The sequence below is a fragment of the Candidatus Micrarchaeota archaeon genome (assembly GCA_028866575.1).
In the GTDB taxonomy this organism is placed as follows: domain Archaea; phylum Micrarchaeota; class Micrarchaeia; order Micrarchaeales; family Micrarchaeaceae; genus UBA12276.
Map to the genome: position 1 here is coordinate 21,881 of JAGWHU010000008.1, position 21,656 is coordinate 43,536.

At 51.4% G+C, this 21,656-nt stretch carries 14 protein-coding genes; 3 read left to right on the forward strand and 11 right to left on the reverse strand.

Annotated elements, in window-relative coordinates; translation table 11 throughout:
* Nucleotides 1-2: 2 nt before the first annotated feature.
* The 11 genes from KGI06_04975 to KGI06_05025 all read right to left on the reverse strand — a co-directional run bounded on the left by KGI06_04975 (nt 3) and on the right by KGI06_05025 (nt 6,574).
* Nucleotides 3-131, reverse strand: coding sequence for a zinc-ribbon domain-containing protein (locus tag KGI06_04975; protein MDE1871560.1), 129 nt, complete (start codon nt 129-131; stop codon nt 3-5).
* 9 nt (nt 132-140) lie between these two features.
* Nucleotides 141-497 carry a hypothetical protein gene (locus tag KGI06_04980; protein ID MDE1871561.1) on the reverse strand — a complete coding sequence of 119 codons (357 nt, stop codon included), beginning with the start codon at nt 495-497 and terminating at the stop codon, nt 141-143.
* Between the two features lie 6 nt (nt 498-503).
* Nucleotides 504-737: a 50S ribosomal protein L37ae gene (gene rpl37ae, locus KGI06_04985; GenBank protein MDE1871562.1), complete on the reverse strand. Its 234-nt coding sequence runs from the start codon at nt 735-737 to the stop codon at nt 504-506.
* Between the two features lie 4 nt (nt 738-741).
* On the reverse strand, nt 742-1,527 hold the full coding sequence (locus KGI06_04990; protein ID MDE1871563.1) for an exosome complex protein Rrp42: 786 nt from the start codon (nt 1,525-1,527) through the stop codon (nt 742-744).
* Between the two features lie 10 nt (nt 1,528-1,537).
* Complete coding sequence (locus KGI06_04995; protein MDE1871564.1) at nt 1,538-2,272, reverse strand: exosome complex exonuclease Rrp41; 735 nt, start codon at nt 2,270-2,272, stop codon at nt 1,538-1,540.
* A gap of 4 nt (nt 2,273-2,276) precedes the next feature.
* Nucleotides 2,277-2,879 (reverse strand): hypothetical protein, encoded by a 603-nt coding sequence (locus KGI06_05000; protein ID MDE1871565.1) that lies wholly within the window; start codon nt 2,877-2,879, stop codon nt 2,277-2,279.
* Nucleotides 2,880-2,881: 2 nt separating this feature from the next.
* Nucleotides 2,882-3,565: a ribosome assembly factor SBDS gene (locus tag KGI06_05005; protein MDE1871566.1), complete on the reverse strand. Its 684-nt coding sequence runs from the start codon at nt 3,563-3,565 to the stop codon at nt 2,882-2,884.
* A gap of 26 nt (nt 3,566-3,591) precedes the next feature.
* On the reverse strand, nt 3,592-4,287 hold the full coding sequence (locus KGI06_05010; protein MDE1871567.1) for an archaeal proteasome endopeptidase complex subunit alpha: 696 nt from the start codon (nt 4,285-4,287) through the stop codon (nt 3,592-3,594).
* Nucleotides 4,288-4,525: 238 nt separating this feature from the next.
* On the reverse strand, nt 4,526-4,831 hold the full coding sequence (locus KGI06_05015; protein ID MDE1871568.1) for an Rpp14/Pop5 family protein: 306 nt from the start codon (nt 4,829-4,831) through the stop codon (nt 4,526-4,528).
* Nucleotides 4,828-5,355: a hypothetical protein gene (locus KGI06_05020; protein ID MDE1871569.1), complete on the reverse strand. Its 528-nt coding sequence runs from the start codon at nt 5,353-5,355 to the stop codon at nt 4,828-4,830. Before KGI06_05020 ends, KGI06_05015 begins: the two co-directional genes overlap by 4 nt.
* Before the next feature lie 13 nt (nt 5,356-5,368).
* Nucleotides 5,369-6,574, reverse strand: coding sequence for an AAA family ATPase (locus KGI06_05025; GenBank protein ID MDE1871570.1), 1,206 nt, complete (start codon nt 6,572-6,574; stop codon nt 5,369-5,371).
* A gap of 155 nt (nt 6,575-6,729) precedes the next feature.
* Between KGI06_05025 and KGI06_05030 the strand changes: the two genes are divergently transcribed.
* From KGI06_05030 to KGI06_05040, 3 genes are all read left to right on the forward strand, one after another.
* Nucleotides 6,730-15,273, forward strand: coding sequence for a beta-propeller fold lactonase family protein (locus tag KGI06_05030; protein ID MDE1871571.1), 8,544 nt, complete (start codon nt 6,730-6,732; stop codon nt 15,271-15,273).
* Between the two features lie 150 nt (nt 15,274-15,423).
* Nucleotides 15,424-17,877, forward strand: a complete 2,454-nt coding sequence (locus KGI06_05035) for a hypothetical protein (GenBank protein ID MDE1871572.1) — start codon at nt 15,424-15,426, stop codon at nt 17,875-17,877.
* Nucleotides 17,878-18,096: 219 nt separating this feature from the next.
* The coding region (locus tag KGI06_05040) for a hypothetical protein (protein ID MDE1871573.1) at nt 18,097-21,656 on the forward strand (3,560 nt) is incomplete at its 3' end.

Genomic DNA, 21,656 nt, shown 5'->3' on the forward strand with positions numbered 1-21,656 from the left:
CATCAGTCAGTGCTTATCTCCCTTGACAGGTTGGGCCTGCTCTTGGCGATCATCCTAGAGCCGCAGTAGCTGCACCTGACGTTGTTGTCGAGCTTGTTCTTTTTCCCGCATTTCGCGCAAATGTATGCCATCTTATCACATTATCTTTTGTTTTTCAACCATTTAATCATTTCCATATGGAGCGGCGAACTGGACGTGTCTATCACCTTTATGTGCATAGTGGCCTTGTACTGCTCGTCGCTCAGCTCGACAACGGGCTCGTATTTCTTCATGTCGCAGTAATGCACCTCCATCCAGTGTATGGTGCCGTCAAGATAGTCCTTTATGACGTCCCTTGTCATCGGCATGGAGTTGAAGCTGAAAAGTATGCCGTTGCACCAGTACAGCGGCATGTTGCCTGCCGGCGTTATCCTGCTCATGAGCAGGTCCTCGTACCTTACCATAACGGTCTCGTGCACCACTATCTCCTTTATGGGCGAATATGTTATCTTGACCATCGCAGCTCACTTCATTTCCTCTATGAACCTCTTGGCGCCCTGGCCTGCAGGGGTTGTCATTGTGTACGCGCCGCCAGCATATGTCGTGCCGCAGTGCCTGCACCTCCATATCCCTGTGCCTATCCTTTTCACAGAGGTCTTGCCGCACATGTCGCACACGTACCTCGCGGTCTTCTCGTGCTTTATCTTGTTGTAGCGCTTCCTTATGCTCGCCCCGTATCTTATGCTAGAATTTGCCACTTCATCATCTCTGGCTCTTTTTGATTTTATTACTTAGCTCCCCGTGCTTATTAAATGCTACGTCTATGAGCTCCTCAATCTCGCTTACGGACAATCCGCCGCTCATGCCCTTCTGCATCGCCCTGACGTTTTCCTTGTCAACCGCTATTGTCAGCCTGGAATCCGCGGCCTTCTCCTCGTTTCCGGTAGGGTCAAGTATTATGCTGCTGCCTACCTTGGCGAAAGTCGTGGAAGTGACCATGTTGTCTATCTTCAGCTTCGTAGGCCTCTCCTCCCTTATGACCTTGCCGTCCTCGTACTTCGGTATCCCGGTATCGAGCAGAGCGCTCATCGCGGCTATCCCCCCAGCATCGAACAGGTTGCCGCTGTAATTGAGCACGTAAAGGTCAACGTACACGCTCCATGCCTTGCCCTCCTCCACAAAAAGGCTCTCGAGGTCCACGCAGTTGCCCGCGCGTATTCCCCTGTCGACCACACGCGCGAACTCTATCGCTTCGGGGCTGGGTGGCCCGGTCTCGTAGGATGCGGATGCAAGCGGCAGCAGCTCTGCCGAGCATATGAGGTTGCCCTGGTTCGGGGTGTCGTCCATGGGCTCGTCAAGCGAGAGCTTGACCCCTGCAAGCACCCTTGTCGCGCCAAGATCCACCTGCGCCGATCCTTCCGCATTCTTTATCAATCCGGTCTCTATGTCTATCTTCCTGAACGCCAGCAAATCCCTTGCATCCTCACGCTCGCCCCTTTCAAGCAGCTCCTTTATGTAGCTTGCCTTTACAATGTCTATAGCTTCCATTATAACACCATCAATTCTTCGGCTCCGAGGCATACGCCTTCCTGAGCGCCTCCTTCTGAACCTCGCTAACCTTTTTCCCAGATTCAAGCACCATACTGAGCGCCTTTGACATCTGGTCCTTTGTCATTCCGCCATCCATCTGCAGCAATAGTATCTCGTTGTTGCGCGGCGCAACCGCAATTGGCATGTCGCTGTCAGAGTAGTTGTCCTCTATCATGTTGAAGTCAATCGCAAGCTTGTCGTCTATCCTGCCCACGGATATCGCATAAGGGAGATCCCTCATGTGTATGCCTGCGCTCGCAAGTGCCACCGATGCGGCAGTAATCCCCGCGGCCCTAGTGCCCCCGTCGCCCTGCAGCACCTCTATGAATATCGCTATCTCGCTGCCGGGGAAGTCGTTGACCATGACAACGTTCTCGAATACCTCCTTTATGACCTTGGATATCTCTATTGCCCTCCTGTTAGGGCCTGTCCTCCCGTGCTCCGAAAGGCTCGAGAAGGGCGCCATCGCGTACCTGCACTTTATGATCGCCTTCGTCGAATCGGAGAGGTGCCTCGGCGTGGCTTCCCTCGGCCCGTATACGGCTGCAAGTATCTTGTTGTTGCCCCACTCTATGTATGCGGAGCCGTCGGCGTTCTTGAGCGGGGATGCCACTATCTTTATCTCCCTTGCCTCGTCAAAATCCCTGCCGTCCACCCTCTTGCCGTCTATTATCAGTTTCGGTTTGTTCAATGATGATGCCATTCTCTCACTTGTTCTGCTCTAAAAATATCTTAATAGCCTCGGTAAGCCCCTGCATGTGCGCCTCCCTCTCGATTTTCAGCAGCGCCTTCACCGCAAGGGCGGTGTTGCCACCGTTGAGCCACACGAGCCCGTTCATTCCCACGACTATGTGCGTGCCGGTAATATCCGCTATCTGCTTTATCATCGTGCTCTTCTTGCCTATTACCCTTGGTATCTTCTTGGGTCTTATGTTGAGGAGCGTGCCCCCCTTCAGCGGCTGCGGCTCCTTGAGTATTATGGTCCTCCTTCCCTCCACGTCCTTTATTATCGCGCTGAGCATGTCCCCCTCCCTTAACTCGTAATTGTCGTACTTGCTGGGTATGAGCAGCGCCTTGCCGAAATACGACAGTTCTATTATGTATACCTTGGCCTTCACTTCCGAGACTATGCCGACTACTGAATCGTCAATGCGCGGGCTCCATGAGCCTGCAAGCGGTATGACGTCGTTTGCGGCGCTGTCCTTCATACCGAGAACCTTGGAGTAGGTCTTGCCGTTGCTTATGTAAGTGTTTTGGGACCTTACGGGCGTCTCCCATACAATCTCCCCTGGCGCTACTATCTCTCTCATGCTCACAACACCTTCACTGTTGCCTTGCCCTGCGTGGCGCTGTTTATCCTGTCGAAGAACTCCGTCTGCATGCCAGCAGGGAATTCGAGCGATGCCTGCAGGCTTCCGTTGGGAAGCCACTGCTCCGACTTCAGGCCGTACTTCTTAAGCGTTCCGTACGACCTGTTTGCATATTCGGCCGGAACAACGACTTCCATCTTCACCGTGGCGAACTTTATCGGCATTATGATGTTTATCTTCTTTACTATGTCGTCTATCTGCTCCGTTGCGCTCCTGAACGGGTCTACGGAGGCCTTGGCCTCCCTCATCGCGTTCTCTATCCTCAGCGGCGGGTTCGGGGCGTTGGTCCTCGGGTCTATGGAATTCCTCGCTATTATGTCTATTACCTGCTTCCTCTTCTCCTCTATGAGCCTGTTCCTCTGCTCAGTCGTTATCGGCACCTCGCCGCTCTTCAGCATTATCTCCGCTATCTTCGCGATGTCGTTGGTTCCGAAAGCCTTTTTTATCTTGTCCTCGCTCTGCCTCTCGCCCTTGCGCGCGTCCTTGAAAACCTCCTCCGCCTCAAGAACCGTGAGCGCATCGCTCCTCTTGCCGGTTATGTAATCATAAGCGAGGTCGGAATTCACGAATATCTCGAACTCATTCCCGTCTCTGTGCAATTTCACGATTACCGTCTTTGAAGACATGACATCACAATGAAGCTAAGAAGAGACTACAGGTACTTTGCTACCTTGTCAGTCTGGAATATCTCGAATCCTATGTCCTTCTTTATTGTTGAAATATCAATATTGTTTTCGTTCAGCTTGCCCTCGTTGACCTTCCTTATTATGCTGACGCCAAGGTTTATGCCGTCTTCTACGCTCATGTCCTCCTTCCAGTTCTTGACCAGCATGTCCTCCGCAACCTTCTTTCCAGAGCCTATCGCATCCGCCTTGTATCCAAGGTACGAGGCTCCGGGCTCTATCTCGAAAAGCTTCGGGCCCTTGTCTATACCTCCTATCAGCAGCGATATCGCGTATGGCCTTATGCCGCCGTACTGCGTCGCCATCTGCATCTCCTCGGATATCTCCCTTGCTATCGTTTCAACGGATTCCGTCTCGTTGTATATCATCCTGTGGGTTTGGGTCTTCCCCCTCATTATGTTTATCACGTGGAGGCCGTCGGACACGAGGCCGCTGTAGGTTGCCCCTATGTAGGAATCGACGCGGAATATCTTCTGTATGGTGCTCGGAACCGCAAGCGGCTCAAGCACGTTCTTGTGCGCCACCAGAACCACGCCGTCCTTTACTATTATTCCTATGGATGTCGCCCCCCTCCTGACCGCTTCCTTGGCGTATTCCACCTGGAAAAGCCTTCCGTCAGGGCTGAACATCACTCCTCTATCATATGCTTGTACGTTCGGATACATTATTTCACCATTTGAGTACTACTATCAATTTAGGATCTTAGAACAAAGAGAACCCAACAATCTAGTAAGATAATATTGAGAATAGAACATTTATAACCTTTTCTCCGCAAACCAGGGCGGTGCTGCAACACTCTGCTTCGGCAGCCACGCTAGGTTTTAATGCCATGCCCCTCACAAGTATTCTGCCGCTGCCTTTGGAAGCATCATATCTGCTGTTATTGCCTCCACATGTATCCCTTCACTTCATCAGCGCCCTTATGGTCCCCGAAGACTTCAGCGTGTAGAATCCTACTTCCCTCCCGGAAATCCTCTTTATGAACGTAAGCGCTATTATGGTCTCGCCGTATTTTGCAAGGTTGCATTTCATTATGAAATTGCAGCTATCAAGGTACTTCACTATCTTCGGGTTTGACCTGAAGTAGGAGTATTCACCTATGCTACGCAGCATTTCCCTGTAAAGCTCCTGCTCGAAATCCCTCCTTTGCATGTCCTGGATGCCCATCGTGGACCTTACGAGCAGGTACCTCCTTTTCTCCCTCATCATTTTACCACCAGCGAGCCGTTCACCCTGCCTATGCTGTCCCTAGCGTCTTTCTCCCCGGATCCTATGAGCTTGGCGATCTCCACCAATTGCATGTAGGAGCACAGGTGCGCCGCGCTTCGTGCGAGCGTTACAATAGACACATCAAGCCCAGCCTTCCGCGCGTATTCCAGAAGTTTCCTTGCCATGTACATGTTCCTTGATCTCTGCAGCCCGTAGGAGGATGTTATTATGCTCGCAGGTATGCACAGAGCAATGCCCTTGTCGCGCATCTGCTCTATCGCCTTCTTGTTTATCCTGAAATCAGAGAATGCCACAGCAGCCGGGGACATGCTAAGTATGCCGAACAGGTTGCTCCTTCCCGCATCCATGAATATGCTGCCCTCGACATCCTTGTTCCTGTAGCTGCTCCCGTCAACAACGTTGAGGTCCTTTCCGGCTATTAATATCTTCCTGTAGCCCAGGGACTTCTCCAAATCGCCGCCAATGCCGCATGTGTCATACGCAACGTCGTAGTAATCCAGCAAAACACCTTTTGGTTTACTTGTGCACGGGATTCTGCCCGAAAAGCTCGGTCTCCAAAACCTCCTTGGTCTTTTGCGGGGGATACATCAGCTTTATCAGCTTTGTGTGGCCCCTTATCCCCTTGCCCGATTCGAACGATGCAACAAGCCCCTGCATCTCCAGCTCAGAAAGGTACTTCCTGTACCACCGCTCGCTCTTCGGCTCCCTGTGTAGGCCCTCCGCTATGCTCTTGTACCTGTTGTATACTTCGCCGCTGAATAGGTACGTATCAATTCCGTCGGTAAGCTTCTTGTAGGAGCCGCCGCTCTGCGTAAGCATGGCTATCGAGTAAAGGACAAGCTTGTGGTGCTCCGGAAGAGTGCCTATGAGCTCGTACACTATGTCGTTGTCCGCAAGCTTGGACGCCTCCTCCGCCTCCTTCATCGTTATCCTTTCCGATTCCTTCTCCTCCGCCAGCTCCCCGGCCTTGGAGAGTATCTTGAGCGACAGCCTTGCATCGCCCCCTTCCCTTGCGGCTGTCGCGGCGATGAAGTGGAGAACCTCGTCGCCTATTATGCTGCTCTTGAATCCCTTTGCGGCCCTTTCCCTGATTATCTCGTAAAGCTCTGTTGCGTAATACGGCGGGAATACGAGCTCGGACTCATACAAAGTTGACAGGCTCCTGGGATCTAGCGATTCCTTGAAAGAAACGCGGTTGGATATGCCTATTATGGTCACGCCGCCCGCCTTTATGTCGCTGTTTATCCTAGTAAGCGTGTATATCAGGTCGTCAAGGTCCTTCACTACGTCGACCTCATCGAGTATCACAACCAGTATCTTGTTGTCCTCCTCTATCCAGCTGGTCAGCTTCTCGTAAAGATCCACTGTCCCATAGCCGCGCTTTGCGTACGTGGGGAGATGGTCGCTGACTACCTTGTTGAGCACCCTGTATCGCGAGTTGTATATCTTGCAGTTTATGTAGCTTATCTTGGCCTTTGTGTTAGGTATGGCCTTTACCTCATCAAGGACGTACTTCGTGCACGAGGTCTTTCCGGTGCCTGTTTTCCCGTATACGAAAAGGTTGCGCCCGCGCTCCCCCTTCAGCGACGGTGCAAGCGCACGCTCTATCCCGTTTATCTCCCTGCTCCTTGATATCAGCTTCTTCGGTATGTAATGAGGGGAAAGAACCTCTCGGTTAGCAAAAATCCTTGATTCAGAGAGCATTTCGTTAAGAGATTGCACGTACCCCACCAGACGTCCAGTATATATTGATGTGCTGATTTAAAACCTTTTCTTTATTGCACAAGCAGAAATCTGCAAATTCCGATGATAATCATTATTAACAAAGGTTTAAATTTCTGACATACAAAGTAATTAGAACGCGTAGAAGGTATTAGATGCGGGCTAGATTTTGGAATGTGCTGTTGCTAATTGCCGTAATGCTAATAGTCGCAGCCACGGCGCTGCCGCACGGGCAGGCGGTCACGCTTACGCCCACAAATACAGTACTTGATTCTGGCCAGACTGAAAAGCTGATGGCTTCGCTTTCAGGCGGCACAGGGGCATTCACCGTAAACTTCTACAACGTAAGCTCGGGAACCACAAGGAATTCCCTTTCAACCCTTGCCGTTGGCTGGTCGAATTCAACCCCTTACTTCTCAAACGTGCCATACAAGGGCGTGGTGGGCGAGCCATGCGTAATGGACGCGAGCAACAACATATACTGCATAGGTGGGGACAACAATAATACTGCGTTTTACGCCCCGACCAGCAGTTCAGGCATAGGCAACTGGATAAGCACCAACAGCTATCCATTGTTGAAATGGTCAAACGGGGGAATTGTCGGGGGCTACATGGGCTGCTCCCTGTACAGCGGCTACATATACTGCATAGGCGGCCATTTCACCGCCGCAGGCTCGGTAGGCACGAACGACGTCTATTATGCACCGGTCCTCGCTGGAGGCGGAATAGGTGCATGGTCATTCACGTCCAACTATCCTGCAAACGTTTACGACCTGTCATGCCCCACATACAACGGCTACATCTACTGCGTAGGAGGGGCCAGCACGGTGGCGAATTCCATTTACTATGCGAGCGTAAGCGGCTCTGGCATAGGCACGTGGGCCGCGACAACGCCATACCCGGATGTGATGACATCTGGCGCCGGAACCAAGCACGGCGCAATCGATCCTAAATGCGTGATATACAACGGCTACATCTACTGCCTTGGCGGGTTGAACGTTGATACAACTTCAAATGTGTTCTATGCACAGGTATCGTCATCCGGTGTCGGCTCTTGGTCAATTACTAGCAACTATCCTGTAACGATATACGACAACACCTGCGCCGTTTCCGGGAATTATCTTATATGCTCTGGGGGCAAGGTTACCGGAGTGGCATCCCCGTACAGCGGGACATACTTCACGTCGCTAAGCTCAACAGGGGTAAGCGCATGGCTTCCTGCGGCAAACTACATACTCCCGTTCTACTCTGGCGGCTGTGCGACGTCCAATTCCTTCATATATTGTGTCGGCGGCGGCAAAAACGGATTTCCTTCAGTTACGACAAATACCACATATGCGCGCGTACTGTCCAACGGGATAATATCTGCGCCCATCGTTACAAACACGTTCGTGGTGAGCTCCCAAACAAACGGCAACACGTTCACGTACAACATCATAGCATTGGATACCGGGACATCCACAACGTTCAACAGCATACCAAACACGATAACGGTGAACCAAAAATTGGGCACGCCAACGCTCTCAACTGTAGGCATAGCGGATGCGGGCCAGACAACAACATTCACTGCGAACCTGCCTCCTTCGCAAACAGGAACAAGCCCATACACGTATAATTACGTGTTATCGGGTTTCCTGACAACCAATGAACTGTACAAGGGGGTATCCAGCACAACAAACACCCTTGTAGTTACAATCAACTCGCTGGTAAATGCCGCGAACGTCACTGCGAGCGTCAAGATAAACGACAGCGCAAGCACCGCAAGCACCGCAAATTCTGTTACATCGCACACGTATGTGTATACCGCGCCAATCGCCTCGATAAGCTCCAACAACCCCTCATACACTACGGGCCAGCAGGAAAACATCAACGTGATAATCACTAACGGCGCAGGCCCATACTCTGCAAATTTCGTATACAGCAACGGGATAGTCGCAAACACCGTGTCAAACCTTGGCCAGATATGGACTCTTGATTCGAACAGCTATCCTGGCGATATATTTTTACAAAGCTGCACGCCGCAAAACGGCTACATCTATTGCGTAGGAGGGGAAAACGGCTTCAACTCCGATTCGTCCAACAGCGTCTACTATTCGAAGGTGCAGTCCGACAATTCAGTTGGCGCGTGGTCAATTACTAGCAATTACCCGCAGCAGCTGCAGGAGATGCCGTGCGTATCAACAAGCACAGACGTCTACTGCATAGGCGGATACAACGTATTCAATTTCTACGACGTGAACAGCGTCTACTATTCGCCGATACAGCCTGATAATTCCCTAGGCGCATGGCAGACGACGAACAGCTACCCGATGCTGATAAACGAGCAGAGCTGCATAACCTCTAACAACTACGTATACTGCATGGCAGGGGTAAACCAGTCGACCAACTTCGTATCGTTCAACGACGTTTACTACTCGCCGATATTGTCCGACGGGTCCCTTGGAGCCTGGGCAGCAACAAACAGCTACCCAGCAAACGTTGAAGGGCTTAGCTGCGTTACCTCCAATTCCGTGGTATACTGCATTGGAGGAGACCGGTATTTCAGCTCAGACTACGGAACAAATGTGGTGGCATACGCAAACGTGCTCGGGGCAGGGGGCCTGAGCGCATGGACGATAAGCCCCAACTACTACCCGATAAACATGCCGTTCGCACCATCGTGCGTTACCAATACCGGATACATCTACTGCGCAGGTGGCGCATATTACGGTAACAGCGTAAAGCTGAACAACGCTTACTATGCAAAGATACTGGGCGGCGGCGCTGGAATGGGCGGCTGGAACGCAACTACATCGTACCCGATTCTCGGGGTTGATTCAGGAGGCCTGGACTCAACCGCAACGCATCCGTGCGTCGCTTCAGGAAGCTACGACTACTGTGTAGGGAACGACGCAACGAACGTCATCTACCACGCGAAAATGTCGAGCTACGGGATCGCGGATCTGGCAAACTATACGTTTACAACTTCGCAAAGCTCATATACGTTTAATGCAGTGGTGACAGACACGGGAACCACAAGCCCATTCGTATTCAGCTCTCCGTCAAACACCATAAGCTCTGGATCATCCCCTTCAGGGCCATTGACCGCAACGCCCAACCCGACATCCATAACCAACGCAACAATACCGATTGGCAAGACCTCATACGCGAACACCGTAATAAGCGGGGGCACAGGATCATACAAAGGTGAATGGACATGGGTGAGCACAAATACAACGGAGCAGTACCTTGGCAAAATAAACCTACTTCCAAGCGAGCCGGAAGACGGTGCATTGAACCCTGCAGGCACGATGCTGTACGTGCCAAATTACGCCGGCGCAGGAGTCAGCATCATAAACACTGCAACAAACACGCTGGCCAATACAATACTTATTGGCGATTACAACGAGCCGTTCGGCATCGCTTTCGATCCTACCGGGAGCTTCGCATACCTTACAAATTCCCTGGGCGCGATAAGCGTCATTGACACATCAACAAACACAATAGTGAAGACCATACCCAATGCCTGCGGCAGCAGCCACATAATAATGAATCCTGCCGGAACATATGCGTATTGCATAGACGGCTCAACAATGAACGTGATAAGCCTGTCTACGAATGCCGTGACAGGTATTATTCCATTGCCGGGTGGCGCAAACAACTATTTTGCCATAAACCCCTCTGGGACGCTGTTATATGCTGTGACTTCTGGCTCGAATACCGTTGAAGTGCTAGACCTTTCGACCAACAAATTAGTAAACCACATACAAATAGACGGGATAGGGACTACGGTAGCGGGCAATACCGGAGGAGTTGCATTCAACCCCGCAGGAACGCTGGCTTACGTAACCTCATGGTATACTGGTACAAAGAACTACGGAAGCGCAAACGTGGTCGTGATAGACGTCGCATCCAATTCCATAGTGAATACAATAAACCTTGGCGCTGCAGGATACACCGGGGACATAGCCATAAACCCCGCAGGTACGATGCTCTACGTGCCGCTGAACAACAACGGCACCGTGGAGGTAATGGATCTTGCCACAAACACCGTTGTGAAAAACATCCCTACCGGGGTCATAAACCCCTGGCAGATCGTAATCAATTCCGCAGGAACCGTTGGGTATGTGATAGGCGGCGCATATGGCATGAACGGGACAGTGGCTGTCATGAACCTTGTCACGAATTCGGTTGCATACACGTTCCCGACCCAAATACTGGGTGCGGATGACGTGGTATTCGGGCCTTCAGGGCAGTATGCATATGTAACAAGCAACGGGAACGACACTAGAACCGGCGCCTCGTACAAATCGCCTGGAATACTTAACATACTCGATGCATCATCAAACACCATAGCGCACCAGGTATTTGTCAGCAACAACCCCGAGGGCGTAGCAATAAACCCCGCGGGAACGCTGGCTTACGTGATGAGCAACCCTACTTCTACCCCTTCAGCTGCAAGCACGATAAGCGTTGTGGATCTTGGCACTAGCACGGTAATTGCAACGATAAGCACGGTTGTACAGGGAATACACGTGGAATTCACGCCTAACGGCAATCTAGCATACGCAAGCAACGGCGTAAGGACCGACGTGATAAACGTCGCAACCAATTCCGTGATCAACTCCATAAGCACAGGAGGCGCCGTGGCATTCACCCCGGACGGCACGTTCGGGTATACCAGCGACGGCACCGTAATAAACGTGGCCCAGAATGCGATAGTGAACACGATAAGCGGCTTCACCGGATACTATTGGGGGAGGAGCATAGCAATAAACCCGCAAGGCACGTTCGCATATGCTGTCGGTGGCTCCGGCTCGACCAGCTACCTCAAGGTGGTGAATCTTGCGACGAATTCAATAGTAAACACCATCTACGCGCCCGCGCTTGGCGGAACAACTCCCTGGGCCATTGCCATATCTCCATCAGGAGTATTGGGATACATAACGTATGGCGACAACGATTCGCTTGGCGTTGTGGACCTCATTACAAATACCCCAATAGGCGCTCCGATAGCGGGGCAAAGGGGCAACATAGCGTTCAACCCCAAGGGCAATTACGCTTATGTCGTGCAACTTGCAGGGGCATTCGACAACGGCGGCGTGATGATAGTGCCGGCTCCTGAAACCAACGTCCAAAGTATTCCTGCAAACGGCATGCTCTCACTGACCGTAACAGCTACATCCAGCACCAGCGTAGGATTCAACTTAGGCGGCACTAATTATGTTGACGTGCCTTCATTATCCCCCCACACGACATTCGGCAAGTACTTCATCTATGGATCCGTACAGGACACAGGGACTAATGCATTGGTAATCCAAACAACGTGCAATCTTACAATTGTTTCTACAGGAAGCGTGCAGAGCTGCGGGACCACAACTACTACAACAACCACCTCAACGACAACCACAACAACCACGTCAACAACGGCTACTACAACCACAGTGCCCGTGGTTTCAACAGGCGGCGGAGGAGGCGGAACAGGGGGCAGCTGCACGCCAACCGTGACGCAGGAGCCGAACAGCTGCGTGCTCATAACCTGCTTCACCAACCCCCAAACAGTCAGGTTCGTAATCAACGGGCAGCAGTTCAATATAACCGACAACTACATTACCTCGAATTACACTGCCGTTGTAGTGAACAATGTGTGCTACATACTCTATCCCGGGATACCGCAAACGCTGGTCAGCATGACGCTTGGAGGAAACAGCACGGCTTCGCCGTACTGCGCACCGGTATCAAGCACGCAGACTACAACGTCCGCTACTACATCAGTTACCTACACTACAACGACATCGTCATCAACAACATCCACAACGAGCTCGTCAACAACATCCACAACCAGCACCGTATACACAACATCGTCCACAACGCTAACAACTACATCCACATCTATACCACCGACATCCTCATCGTCCACAACATCCTCCACTACCATACTGAGCGTGTCAACGACATCCATACCGTACAGCTACTTCACGCTTACGGCGGACAACAGCAGCAAAACACCTGCATATATTCCAGACGTTTCGCCGTTCAAGGCTTGCGCAACAATAGAAAGCCCCAATGGCACGGTGAACCCGCCATTATGCGTTAATACGAGCAGGGGCGGCGTGACCATTCCGATGCTTCCTGGCAGCAAGCTGACGTATCTGTGCGCGACATCTTACGGAAAGCCAGGGTCATGGGTTGAGTGGTACCAGTGGGTTGGCTCAACGCTGAACCCAGGGGGCACTTACGCCAGGTGGTTCAACAGCTCCGCGCTTGTACCCGGATCAAACATCACCACACAAACAGGATCTACAGTAATGTTCCAATCCACGCTGGTGTCGTTCACTGCATACATACAGACGGAAACCTCCTGCTGGTTTGGACTTGAAGGCATATGCATATTCTACAACACAGTTCCGAAGCCCGCGACAAACCCGAACGCCACGATAGCAAACTGCCCGCCCACGGCAAACGGCGGCACTACAGTTTCAACGACAATCCCTGCAACCGCATCGACCACAATCCCGGTCACGGGGCAGTCCACAGTATCAACCACGGCCCAAACAACGGTACCCACAACGCCGCAGACAACAGTAACCCCGACAACTACAATAACCCAGAAGGTCTTCACCACAGGAAACTACCTGTACTGTGTCTCGCCAATAAATGATTCCGCACTGACATTCTACTCAACGCTGTCAAACAACGGCATAAGCAACTGGACGCAGACGACAAGCATGCCTCAATTCAAAAATGACGGAGGCCTGGAATGCTTCTCCAGCGGCACCTATCTTTACTGCATGAACGAGGGCATATACGGGTCCAACACCCTTGGAAACCCGGTGTCCTTCTACACGAATCTTACAACAACAGGGGTGGCTGGCTGGAGCTCCACAACCCCATACCCGACAAATGCAACGCTCCAGTCCTGCATAGTGCAGAACGGATACGTATACTGCGTTGGAGGATTCAGCAACACCAATGCAGCATGCAACAACTGCGTTGATTCGCCCAAGGTGTACTACGCCAACCTATCCGGCACGGGTATAGGATCATGGGTGCGAACAACAAAATACCCGAGAAACGTTACCGATACAACGTGCTCAACCAGCAACGGCTACATATATTGCGTAGGGGGCCTGATGGACCCGCTTGTTGGAAGCGAGCCCGGCATAATATCCAGCCTGGCCTATTATGCTCCAATATCTTCAAGCGGAGTTGGCGCATGGGTGCGCACAACGAATTATCCTCTTAACGTATCGCTTGCGCAGTGCGGCATCAACGACAGCTACATATACTGCACCACAGGGCAGAAATTCAGCGTTTCATATTCGGCATCCTACTATGCACCGATATCCAGCTCGGGCATAGGCCAGTGGCTCCCGACTACGCGCTATCCGGTAACGCTGGAATCAGCAACGAACCTCACAAGCAAGTACTACGACCCGACGTGCTACGTAATGTTCGGATACATATACTGCTCGGAAAGCCCGTTGAACAAGGCATCAAACGTGAGCAGCTACTACGCCCCATTGTCAAAGGCAGGCATAGGGAAATGGATGCCGACCGCACCGTCATATTATCCAATATACTACTCGCCAGGAAACCCAGGATTCAGGGCCTGCACGCCAGCAACAGGGAAATCGGCGATTACCGTAACTACGACAATACCATCAACTACGTCCTCCACATCGATCGCAACTACAACCTCTGTCGCCACGACCACGTCATCCCCAACAACCTCAACAATACTGACAACATCGACACCAACGACTTCTTTGGCCACAACCACGATACAGCAGAAGACGTATAATCCAATGGGTCCTAACTTCGTTGCATTCACCCCATCAGGAAACGCGGCATATGTTACTGACCTATACAGCAACACCGTAAGCATAATAGACGTTCAGACAAACACAGTTACTGGATACATACCTGTGGGGCTTTCGCCCGGCGGAATAGCGGTGAATCCCCAGGGCAACCTTGCGTATTCGGTTAACTTCGGAAGCGGAAATGTAAGCGTAATAGACACCGCGACAAACAAGGTTATCAAAAGCATAAACGTGGGCACGAACCCATCGAGCGTGGCATTCAGCCCTTCAGGAAAGGTAGCATACGTGCCGAACAGGGGCAGCGGCACCGTAAGCGTAATCAACGTTTCAACGAACACGGTAACAAGCTCGATAGGCGTTGGATCTGCACCAGACTTCGTGGCATTCGACCCCTCTGGTGCCATAGCATACGTAACAAGCGGCCTTAACAGCAACGTGATCGTGATAGACGTATCTACCGGATCAGTTCTCAAGAAGACGTACGTACCTTACGGCAATCTTGGCGCTGAGCCAGAGGGCGTGGCATTCAGCCCATCAGGCTCTTTCGCATATGTTGCGGACATGTACTCTAGCCAATTTAGCGTGATAAGCACGTCGACAGACACCGTTACAAAGACGATAAGCCTGTATCCACCTACAACTCACTCAGAGTTCGTGGCATTCAATCCATCCGGAACCCTAGCGTATCTTACCGGCGGGGGATTCTTCGGAAACGTAACTGTAGTAAACGCAGCAACCGATGCAATAGAATACAACATACCTGTAGGCAAATACCCCGCGGGCCTTGCATTCCATCCTTCAGGATCATTCGCCTATGTTACTAATGAGGAAAGCAACACAATCAGTGTCATAGAAGTTGCAACTGGGAAGCTTGCGAGGACCATACAGATCCAATAACAGCCCTGTTCTATATAATATAAACAATACCTGCCTGTTTTCCATGTATGAACTTTTGCCGCAAACAGCAGTTCTGCGATACCAAAAAGATGAAACTAAAGGTTTAAATTAATGCCTTGCCAAGTAATTAGAACGCGTAGAAGGTATTAGATGCGGGCTAGAACGAAATTTGCATTGTCTCTAATCGTAGCTGTGGCTCTGGTGCTCCTGCTGCATAACAGCGGCGTAATAAAACTATTGCCCGCAGCCAACGCAAACTCCGGCTCGGCAAACCTCCAGCTCCAAACTTTCGATGCACCGGCAAACAACACTTATCTGTTTTGCGTAGGCGGAGGATACGGCGGGCCTACATCATATTACGCGCCTCTAACGGCAAACGGGATAGGCAACTGGAGCTCCACAACGCCCGTGCCCCAAGGATTCAACACATATGGTGGATATCTTCAGACAACCTGCACCACCAACGGCAACTTCATATACTGCATCAACGACAGCGACTTCACCCCAAGCTCTTCCTACTATGCACAGCTTTCCACAAATGGCGGCATAACCAACTGGCAGTCCAGTTCCCCATTCCCGTACAACGACGTTGACATACCAGGCTGCGTGCAGTACAACAACTACATGTACTGCGTGGGCAGCGGCGCCGACAGTTACGGCACGGGGGCCTCATGCGGCTTTACGTACAAGTTCGACTGCGCATTCATAAAGCAGGTCTATTATTCGCCGCTCACTTCGGGTGGGATGACTGGCTGGAGCGCGACCACGCCATATCCAAGGGACGTATGGGGCACCGAGTGCGTTGCGGATTACGGGAACATATACTGCATAGGCGGAACCTTCGATCCTGTAGTTGTCAACAATTGCGGCTCCGGATGCCAAACTGGAGGCACGATTGTATCCAACCTTGCATATTATGCGCCCATATCAGGCTCAGGCGTCGGAACATGGTCCAGGACTACTAGCTATCCTATAAACGTTACGGAGAGCCTATACTGCGGCATCAACGACAGCTACGTATACTGCACCCAGGGCCAGAACATAGGGGTAACTTATACTGCATCCTACTATGCACCGATATCCTCGGGCGGAATAGGCCAATGGCTTCCCACAACAAGCTACCCCGTTAACGCGATAGGGGACGGTTGCTACATAAACGGCGGCTACATCTACTGCCTTCAAACGCCCGGAACTTTCGGAATCCAGAGCTACTATGCCCCATTGTCAAAGGCAGGAATAGGCAAATGGAAGCCGACTAACAACTATCCAGCTTCGGGCCTGATGCCTGCATGCATAGTCGCAACCCCGCAATACGTATCGACGCTTAAGGTTACCGTGACGCCTGCAAGCGCACTCATAAACAGCGGCCAGACAGCGCCTCAGTTCACGGCATTCGCAAGCGGCGGCAAACCCCCCTACTCGTATTCATGGTCTGTAGGATCAAACCTTGCGGTAGTCAGCGGCTGCACGACCGGCTCGACGACATGCACAGTATCAGGCACAAATACCGGCGCATCAGCAATATCATCGCTTGTAACCGTAACCGCAAAGGACAGCGTGCCTTCCACGGCAACGGCATCAGCAGTAGTCACGATAAATCCCCCGTTGCCACTTAAGGTGGTGATAACCCCTACTAGCGCAACCGTCAACAACGGACAGACAGCGCCTCAGTTCACAGCAACGGCATCTGGAGGAACAACCCCGTATTCGTATTCATGGTCGATAGGGTCCAACCTTACGGTAGTCAGCGGCTGCACCACAGGATCTACGACATGCACAGTATCGGGGACAAACCTGGGCACTTCGGCGATTTCCACGAAAGTCACCGTAACCGCAACCGACAGCGCATCCCATACCGCATCCGCATCCGCAACCATAACGATAAACCCTCAGCCGCAATTGGTTGTCACGATAAGCCCGACAAGCGCGACCATCAACAGCGGCCAGACAGCGCCGCAGTTCACAGCTACTGCAAGCGGCGGATCCCCTCCCTATTCCTATAAGTGGGTACTGGGGTCCGGCCTGGCAATAGTGAGCGGCTGCACTACATCTTCAACTACGTGCACCGTATCAGGAACAAACATAGGCACCGCTCCGGTTTCCTCCATTTTGACCGTGACCGCAATAGACAGCGCATCGCGCACCGCATCCGCATCTGCAACCATAAGAATAAACCAGTCAACGACAACCACCTCCACTACATCATCCACGACAACATCAACCACCTCATCCACTACCTCCTCCTCGACATCAACATCAACCTCAATCACTACAACCACATCGGTTACCACATCCACCACCAGCACTTCAACCATAATAACTTTCACAACAACCTCAACGTCCTCGATATACACTACATCCTATACAACAACATCCATCTGCCCGCCAGGATACACGTCAACACTGTACCCTGTAACCACAAGCGCTAACCCGACGACAGCAACGACAACGGCATTCCCATCGCCCCAATCAACCACGTCAACCATATCCTCAACGACAAGCTCCACAACAACTTCCGTATCCATTCCTACTACAACTTCGATATCAACTTCAACAACATCCTCAACCACAACCACCACAACAAGCACGACAACATCCATATAGCGCATAATGCTCGAACGCACGTGAAATACTGCATTTTTCGGGTTTTCAGCGCCAGGCCGCAAAGAAAAGCATTGATTGGCCGTTTTGATATCCAAATTCATGAAAATTCAGTGTATAAAATACTTTTTATATAAAAACGCATTTTGCGACACAAAACCGCAAAACTAAAGGTTTAAATTAATGCCTTGCCAAGTAATTAGAACGCGTAGAAGGTATTAGATGCGGGCTAGATTGTGGAATGTAGCGTTGCTAATCGTAGCTATGGCTCTAGCGGCACCACTGATCGCATCGCATATATACTCCGCATCTGCTACTCCGATAATCAACAATCCTGCGATGGTGGGAGCATCAGGATCTTCGGTACACAGGATAAACTCCTCCTTCTTCGGCATGAGCATAAACGGCGCTAATCCCCCATACAGCAACATAGGAACTCTGGGGAAGCAACCAGGGCTCAACTGGTACTACAGGGAGCCAAGCAAGAACGTTTACTCTTGGAGCGCAATGGACCAGCAGGTAGTGCAGGCGGAAAGCGCAAACGAAACGATAATCGGTTACATAGACGGCCCGCCGCAATGGGCATCATCGCAGCCCAATTCCGCATGCCCCGGAGGCATAACCGGATACTGCTATCCTCCAAATATGACCGATTACGTTAATTACCTAACAAATATGAGCACGCGCTACAGGGGCAAGATAAAATACTACGTAATCTGGATAGAGCCGGACAACAAGGCGAAGTGGAACGGCAGCGTGTCGCAGATGGTAAACATAACAAAGTCAGCATACGATACAATAAAGCTAAACGATCCCAGTGCTCAGATCATAATGCCTGCAGTTTCCGGATCCGGCGGAGTGCCTTACTTCCAGTCCTGCGGCAGATTCTGCTGGCTTTACTCATTCCTGCAGGCAGGCGGCGGCAAGTACATCGATGCGATATCCTTCCACGGGTATCTGGATAACTGCTCGTACTCGTATGAGCAGGTTCCGTGCTCGTATGGCCTAGGTTGTAGCGACGCGATTACCTGCGCAGGGCAGCCGCTAATAACCCAGATAAGCGACATACTTTCATACGAGAACAAATTCGGGATAAACAAGCCGATAATAGACGAGGAAGGCGGATGGGGCATAAACAAGGAGCTTTCCAACCCCAAGCTTGAGGCAGCATACATATCGCGATGGTACATAATTCAGGCAAGCGCCGGGGTGCGGACAGCCGTATGGTATTTCTGGAACCCGCAGAACGCCAATACTAGCTGGGACTACGGGAGCAACGTGTCAGAGGCCCTGCCCCTTCAGGCTTACAAGCAGACTTACAAATGGCTTGTAGGGTCTACGATGACCGGCACATGCTCCTTGTCCGCATCGCTATGGTCATGTCCAATGAGCCTAGGTTCCGGGCAGAATGCGCTTATCCTGTTTGCTAATTCCAACTCCTCCTCAAAAACATATTCCGTTCCAAGCGGCTATACTGCAATCCAGTATCTCAACGGGACGTCATCAAGTGTAAGCCCGGGCAGCCAGATAACTGTAACATACGCGCCTGTGGTTCTTGCCGCATCGTCAACCGCATTCGGCACACAACAGGCGAAACAGACAATTCAGTCATCAACCGCATCAACTACAGTTACCAGCACTGTTACGATAGCTGCCACAACCGGCTCAAACATACTGTACAACATACAGGTAACGGGGATACTCTACACCCCGATACAGAAGTCGGTTTCCATACTCATATGCCCGATATCAACTACGGGCTCAACTACCACAACAACAATACCTGGTGGAATATGCCTGCCTACATCAACATCCACTTCATCAACCACATCTACAACGTCATCCACCACTACGACGATATGTCCTAATGGCATAGCATGCAGGCCTACGACTACAACAGCCTCATCCACATCCACGTCAACCACGACAATACCAACTACGTCCATATGCCCGACAGGGACCATATGCGTATCGTCAAGCACATCAACTACCAGCACAACAACAATATCGTCTACGTCACTTACCACAACAACCATATGCCCGTCAGGATTCAGCTGCACCCCATCAAGCACCTCAACATCCACAACCACAAGCTCAACAGCAACCACCACATCCACGATCTGCCCGCCGGGCATAACCTGCAACCCATCAACTACATCCACATCGTCCACAACATCAACCACAAGCACGTCCACCACTACAACAATCTGCCCGTCAGGGTTCAGCTGCACGCCGTCAAGCACCTCAACCACTGCAACAACGACCTCCATATGTCCGTCAGGGTTCTCATGCATATCAACATCCTATTCCACAACAACCATATGCCCGACAGGGTTCACCTGCACCCCATCAAGCACCTCAACATCCACGACCGGATCGACAACATCAAGCACTACTACGACAATATGTCCGAAGGGAAGCGCATGCAACTCCACGTCAACCACATCATCCTCAACAACATCATCAACTACAACCATACCTACATCGTCCATCTGCCCGACAGGGACCACGTGCACCACATCCTCAACATCAACAACAACCACAACGATACCCACGACTACCTCGCTCACAACCACGACAATCTGCCCGTCAGGATTCACATGCACGCCTTCAACCACATCCACATCCTCGACATCCTCATCCACCTCAATAACTACTACAACAATATGTCCAACAGGGCTCACATGCCTGCCATCATCCACAACCACATTATCAACTACGTCATCCACCACATCAATACCCACAACGTCCATCTGCCCAATAGGGACCACGTGCACCACATCCTCGACAAGCACCTTATCGACCACATCATCCTCTACCTCATCACTATCCACATCAACCTCAACCAGTTCCACGTCGCTGACGACGCTCCCATCCACAACCACGATCTGCTTGTTCGAGAACGAACTGTCGGAAGGGTGCTCGCTATCCAGCACAACGATATCATACACAACCACGACAATCTGCCCGTCAGGATTCACATGCAACCCGTCATCCACATCCACTTCAACGGTTCCAACCACGTCAACCACATCGACCATATGTCCTTCAGGAACAACATGCGCCCCGACAACATCCACAACAACAGTCCAGACTACGACAACCGTGCCAACTACGTCCATCTGCCCGGCCAACTTCAACTGCATATCCTCAACCACAATACCCTCCACATCCACGTCAGTGAGTACAACATCCTACACAACAACCACGATCTGCCCAACGGGCAGCACATGCAACCCATCCACAACATCCACCTCATCATCATCAACGGCGCCAACCACGGCAACAACCACAATCTGCCCGGCAGGATTCACATGCCTGCCAACTACATCATCAACCACAACCACTACGTCCACAACCTCAACACCCACGACATCCATCTGCCCATCAGGAACCACATGCATACCATCAACAACGATCCCGGCAACCACAACCATACCAACAACAACATCCTACACCACCACAACGATCTGCCCGTCAGGGTTCATATGCACGCCATCAACCACTACAACTTCATCAACAACATCAACGCTCTCAACAACAACCACGATATGCCCAACAGGATTCACATGCAACCCGTCAACCACCTCAACAATACCAATTACGTACACGACAACGACAATACCGACAACATCCATCTGCCCGCAGGGCACTACATGCCTGCCATCCACTACATCCACTTCCATACCTACGACCTCGACTGTGCCCACAACTACAACAATATGTCCTTCAGGCAGCAGCTGCAACCCATCCTCAACCTCATCCACGACGTCCGTGACATC

Excerpts from the sequence above, each read along its gene's own strand:
- KGI06_04975 (MDE1871560.1), bottom strand. The coding sequence starts at position 131 with ATGGCATACATTTGCGCGAAATGCGGGAAAAAGAACAAGCTCGACAAC.
- KGI06_04980 (MDE1871561.1), bottom strand. The coding sequence starts at position 497 with ATGGTCAAGATAACATATTCGCCCATAAAGGAGATAGTGGTGCACGAG.
- KGI06_04990 (MDE1871563.1), bottom strand. The coding sequence starts at position 1,527 with ATGGAAGCTATAGACATTGTAAAGGCAAGCTACATAAAGGAGCTGCTT.
- KGI06_04995 (MDE1871564.1), bottom strand. The coding sequence starts at position 2,272 with ATGGCATCATCATTGAACAAACCGAAACTGATAATAGACGGCAAGAGG.
- KGI06_05000 (MDE1871565.1), bottom strand. The coding sequence starts at position 2,879 with ATGAGAGAGATAGTAGCGCCAGGGGAGATTGTATGGGAGACGCCCGTA.
- KGI06_05005 (MDE1871566.1), bottom strand. The coding sequence starts at position 3,565 with ATGTCTTCAAAGACGGTAATCGTGAAATTGCACAGAGACGGGAATGAG.
- KGI06_05010 (MDE1871567.1), bottom strand. The coding sequence starts at position 4,287 with ATGTATCCGAACGTACAAGCATATGATAGAGGAGTGATGTTCAGCCCT.
- KGI06_05015 (MDE1871568.1), bottom strand. The coding sequence starts at position 4,831 with ATGATGAGGGAGAAAAGGAGGTACCTGCTCGTAAGGTCCACGATGGGC.
- KGI06_05030 (MDE1871571.1), top strand. The coding sequence starts at position 6,730 with ATGCGGGCTAGATTTTGGAATGTGCTGTTGCTAATTGCCGTAATGCTA.
- KGI06_05035 (MDE1871572.1), top strand. The coding sequence starts at position 15,424 with ATGCGGGCTAGAACGAAATTTGCATTGTCTCTAATCGTAGCTGTGGCT.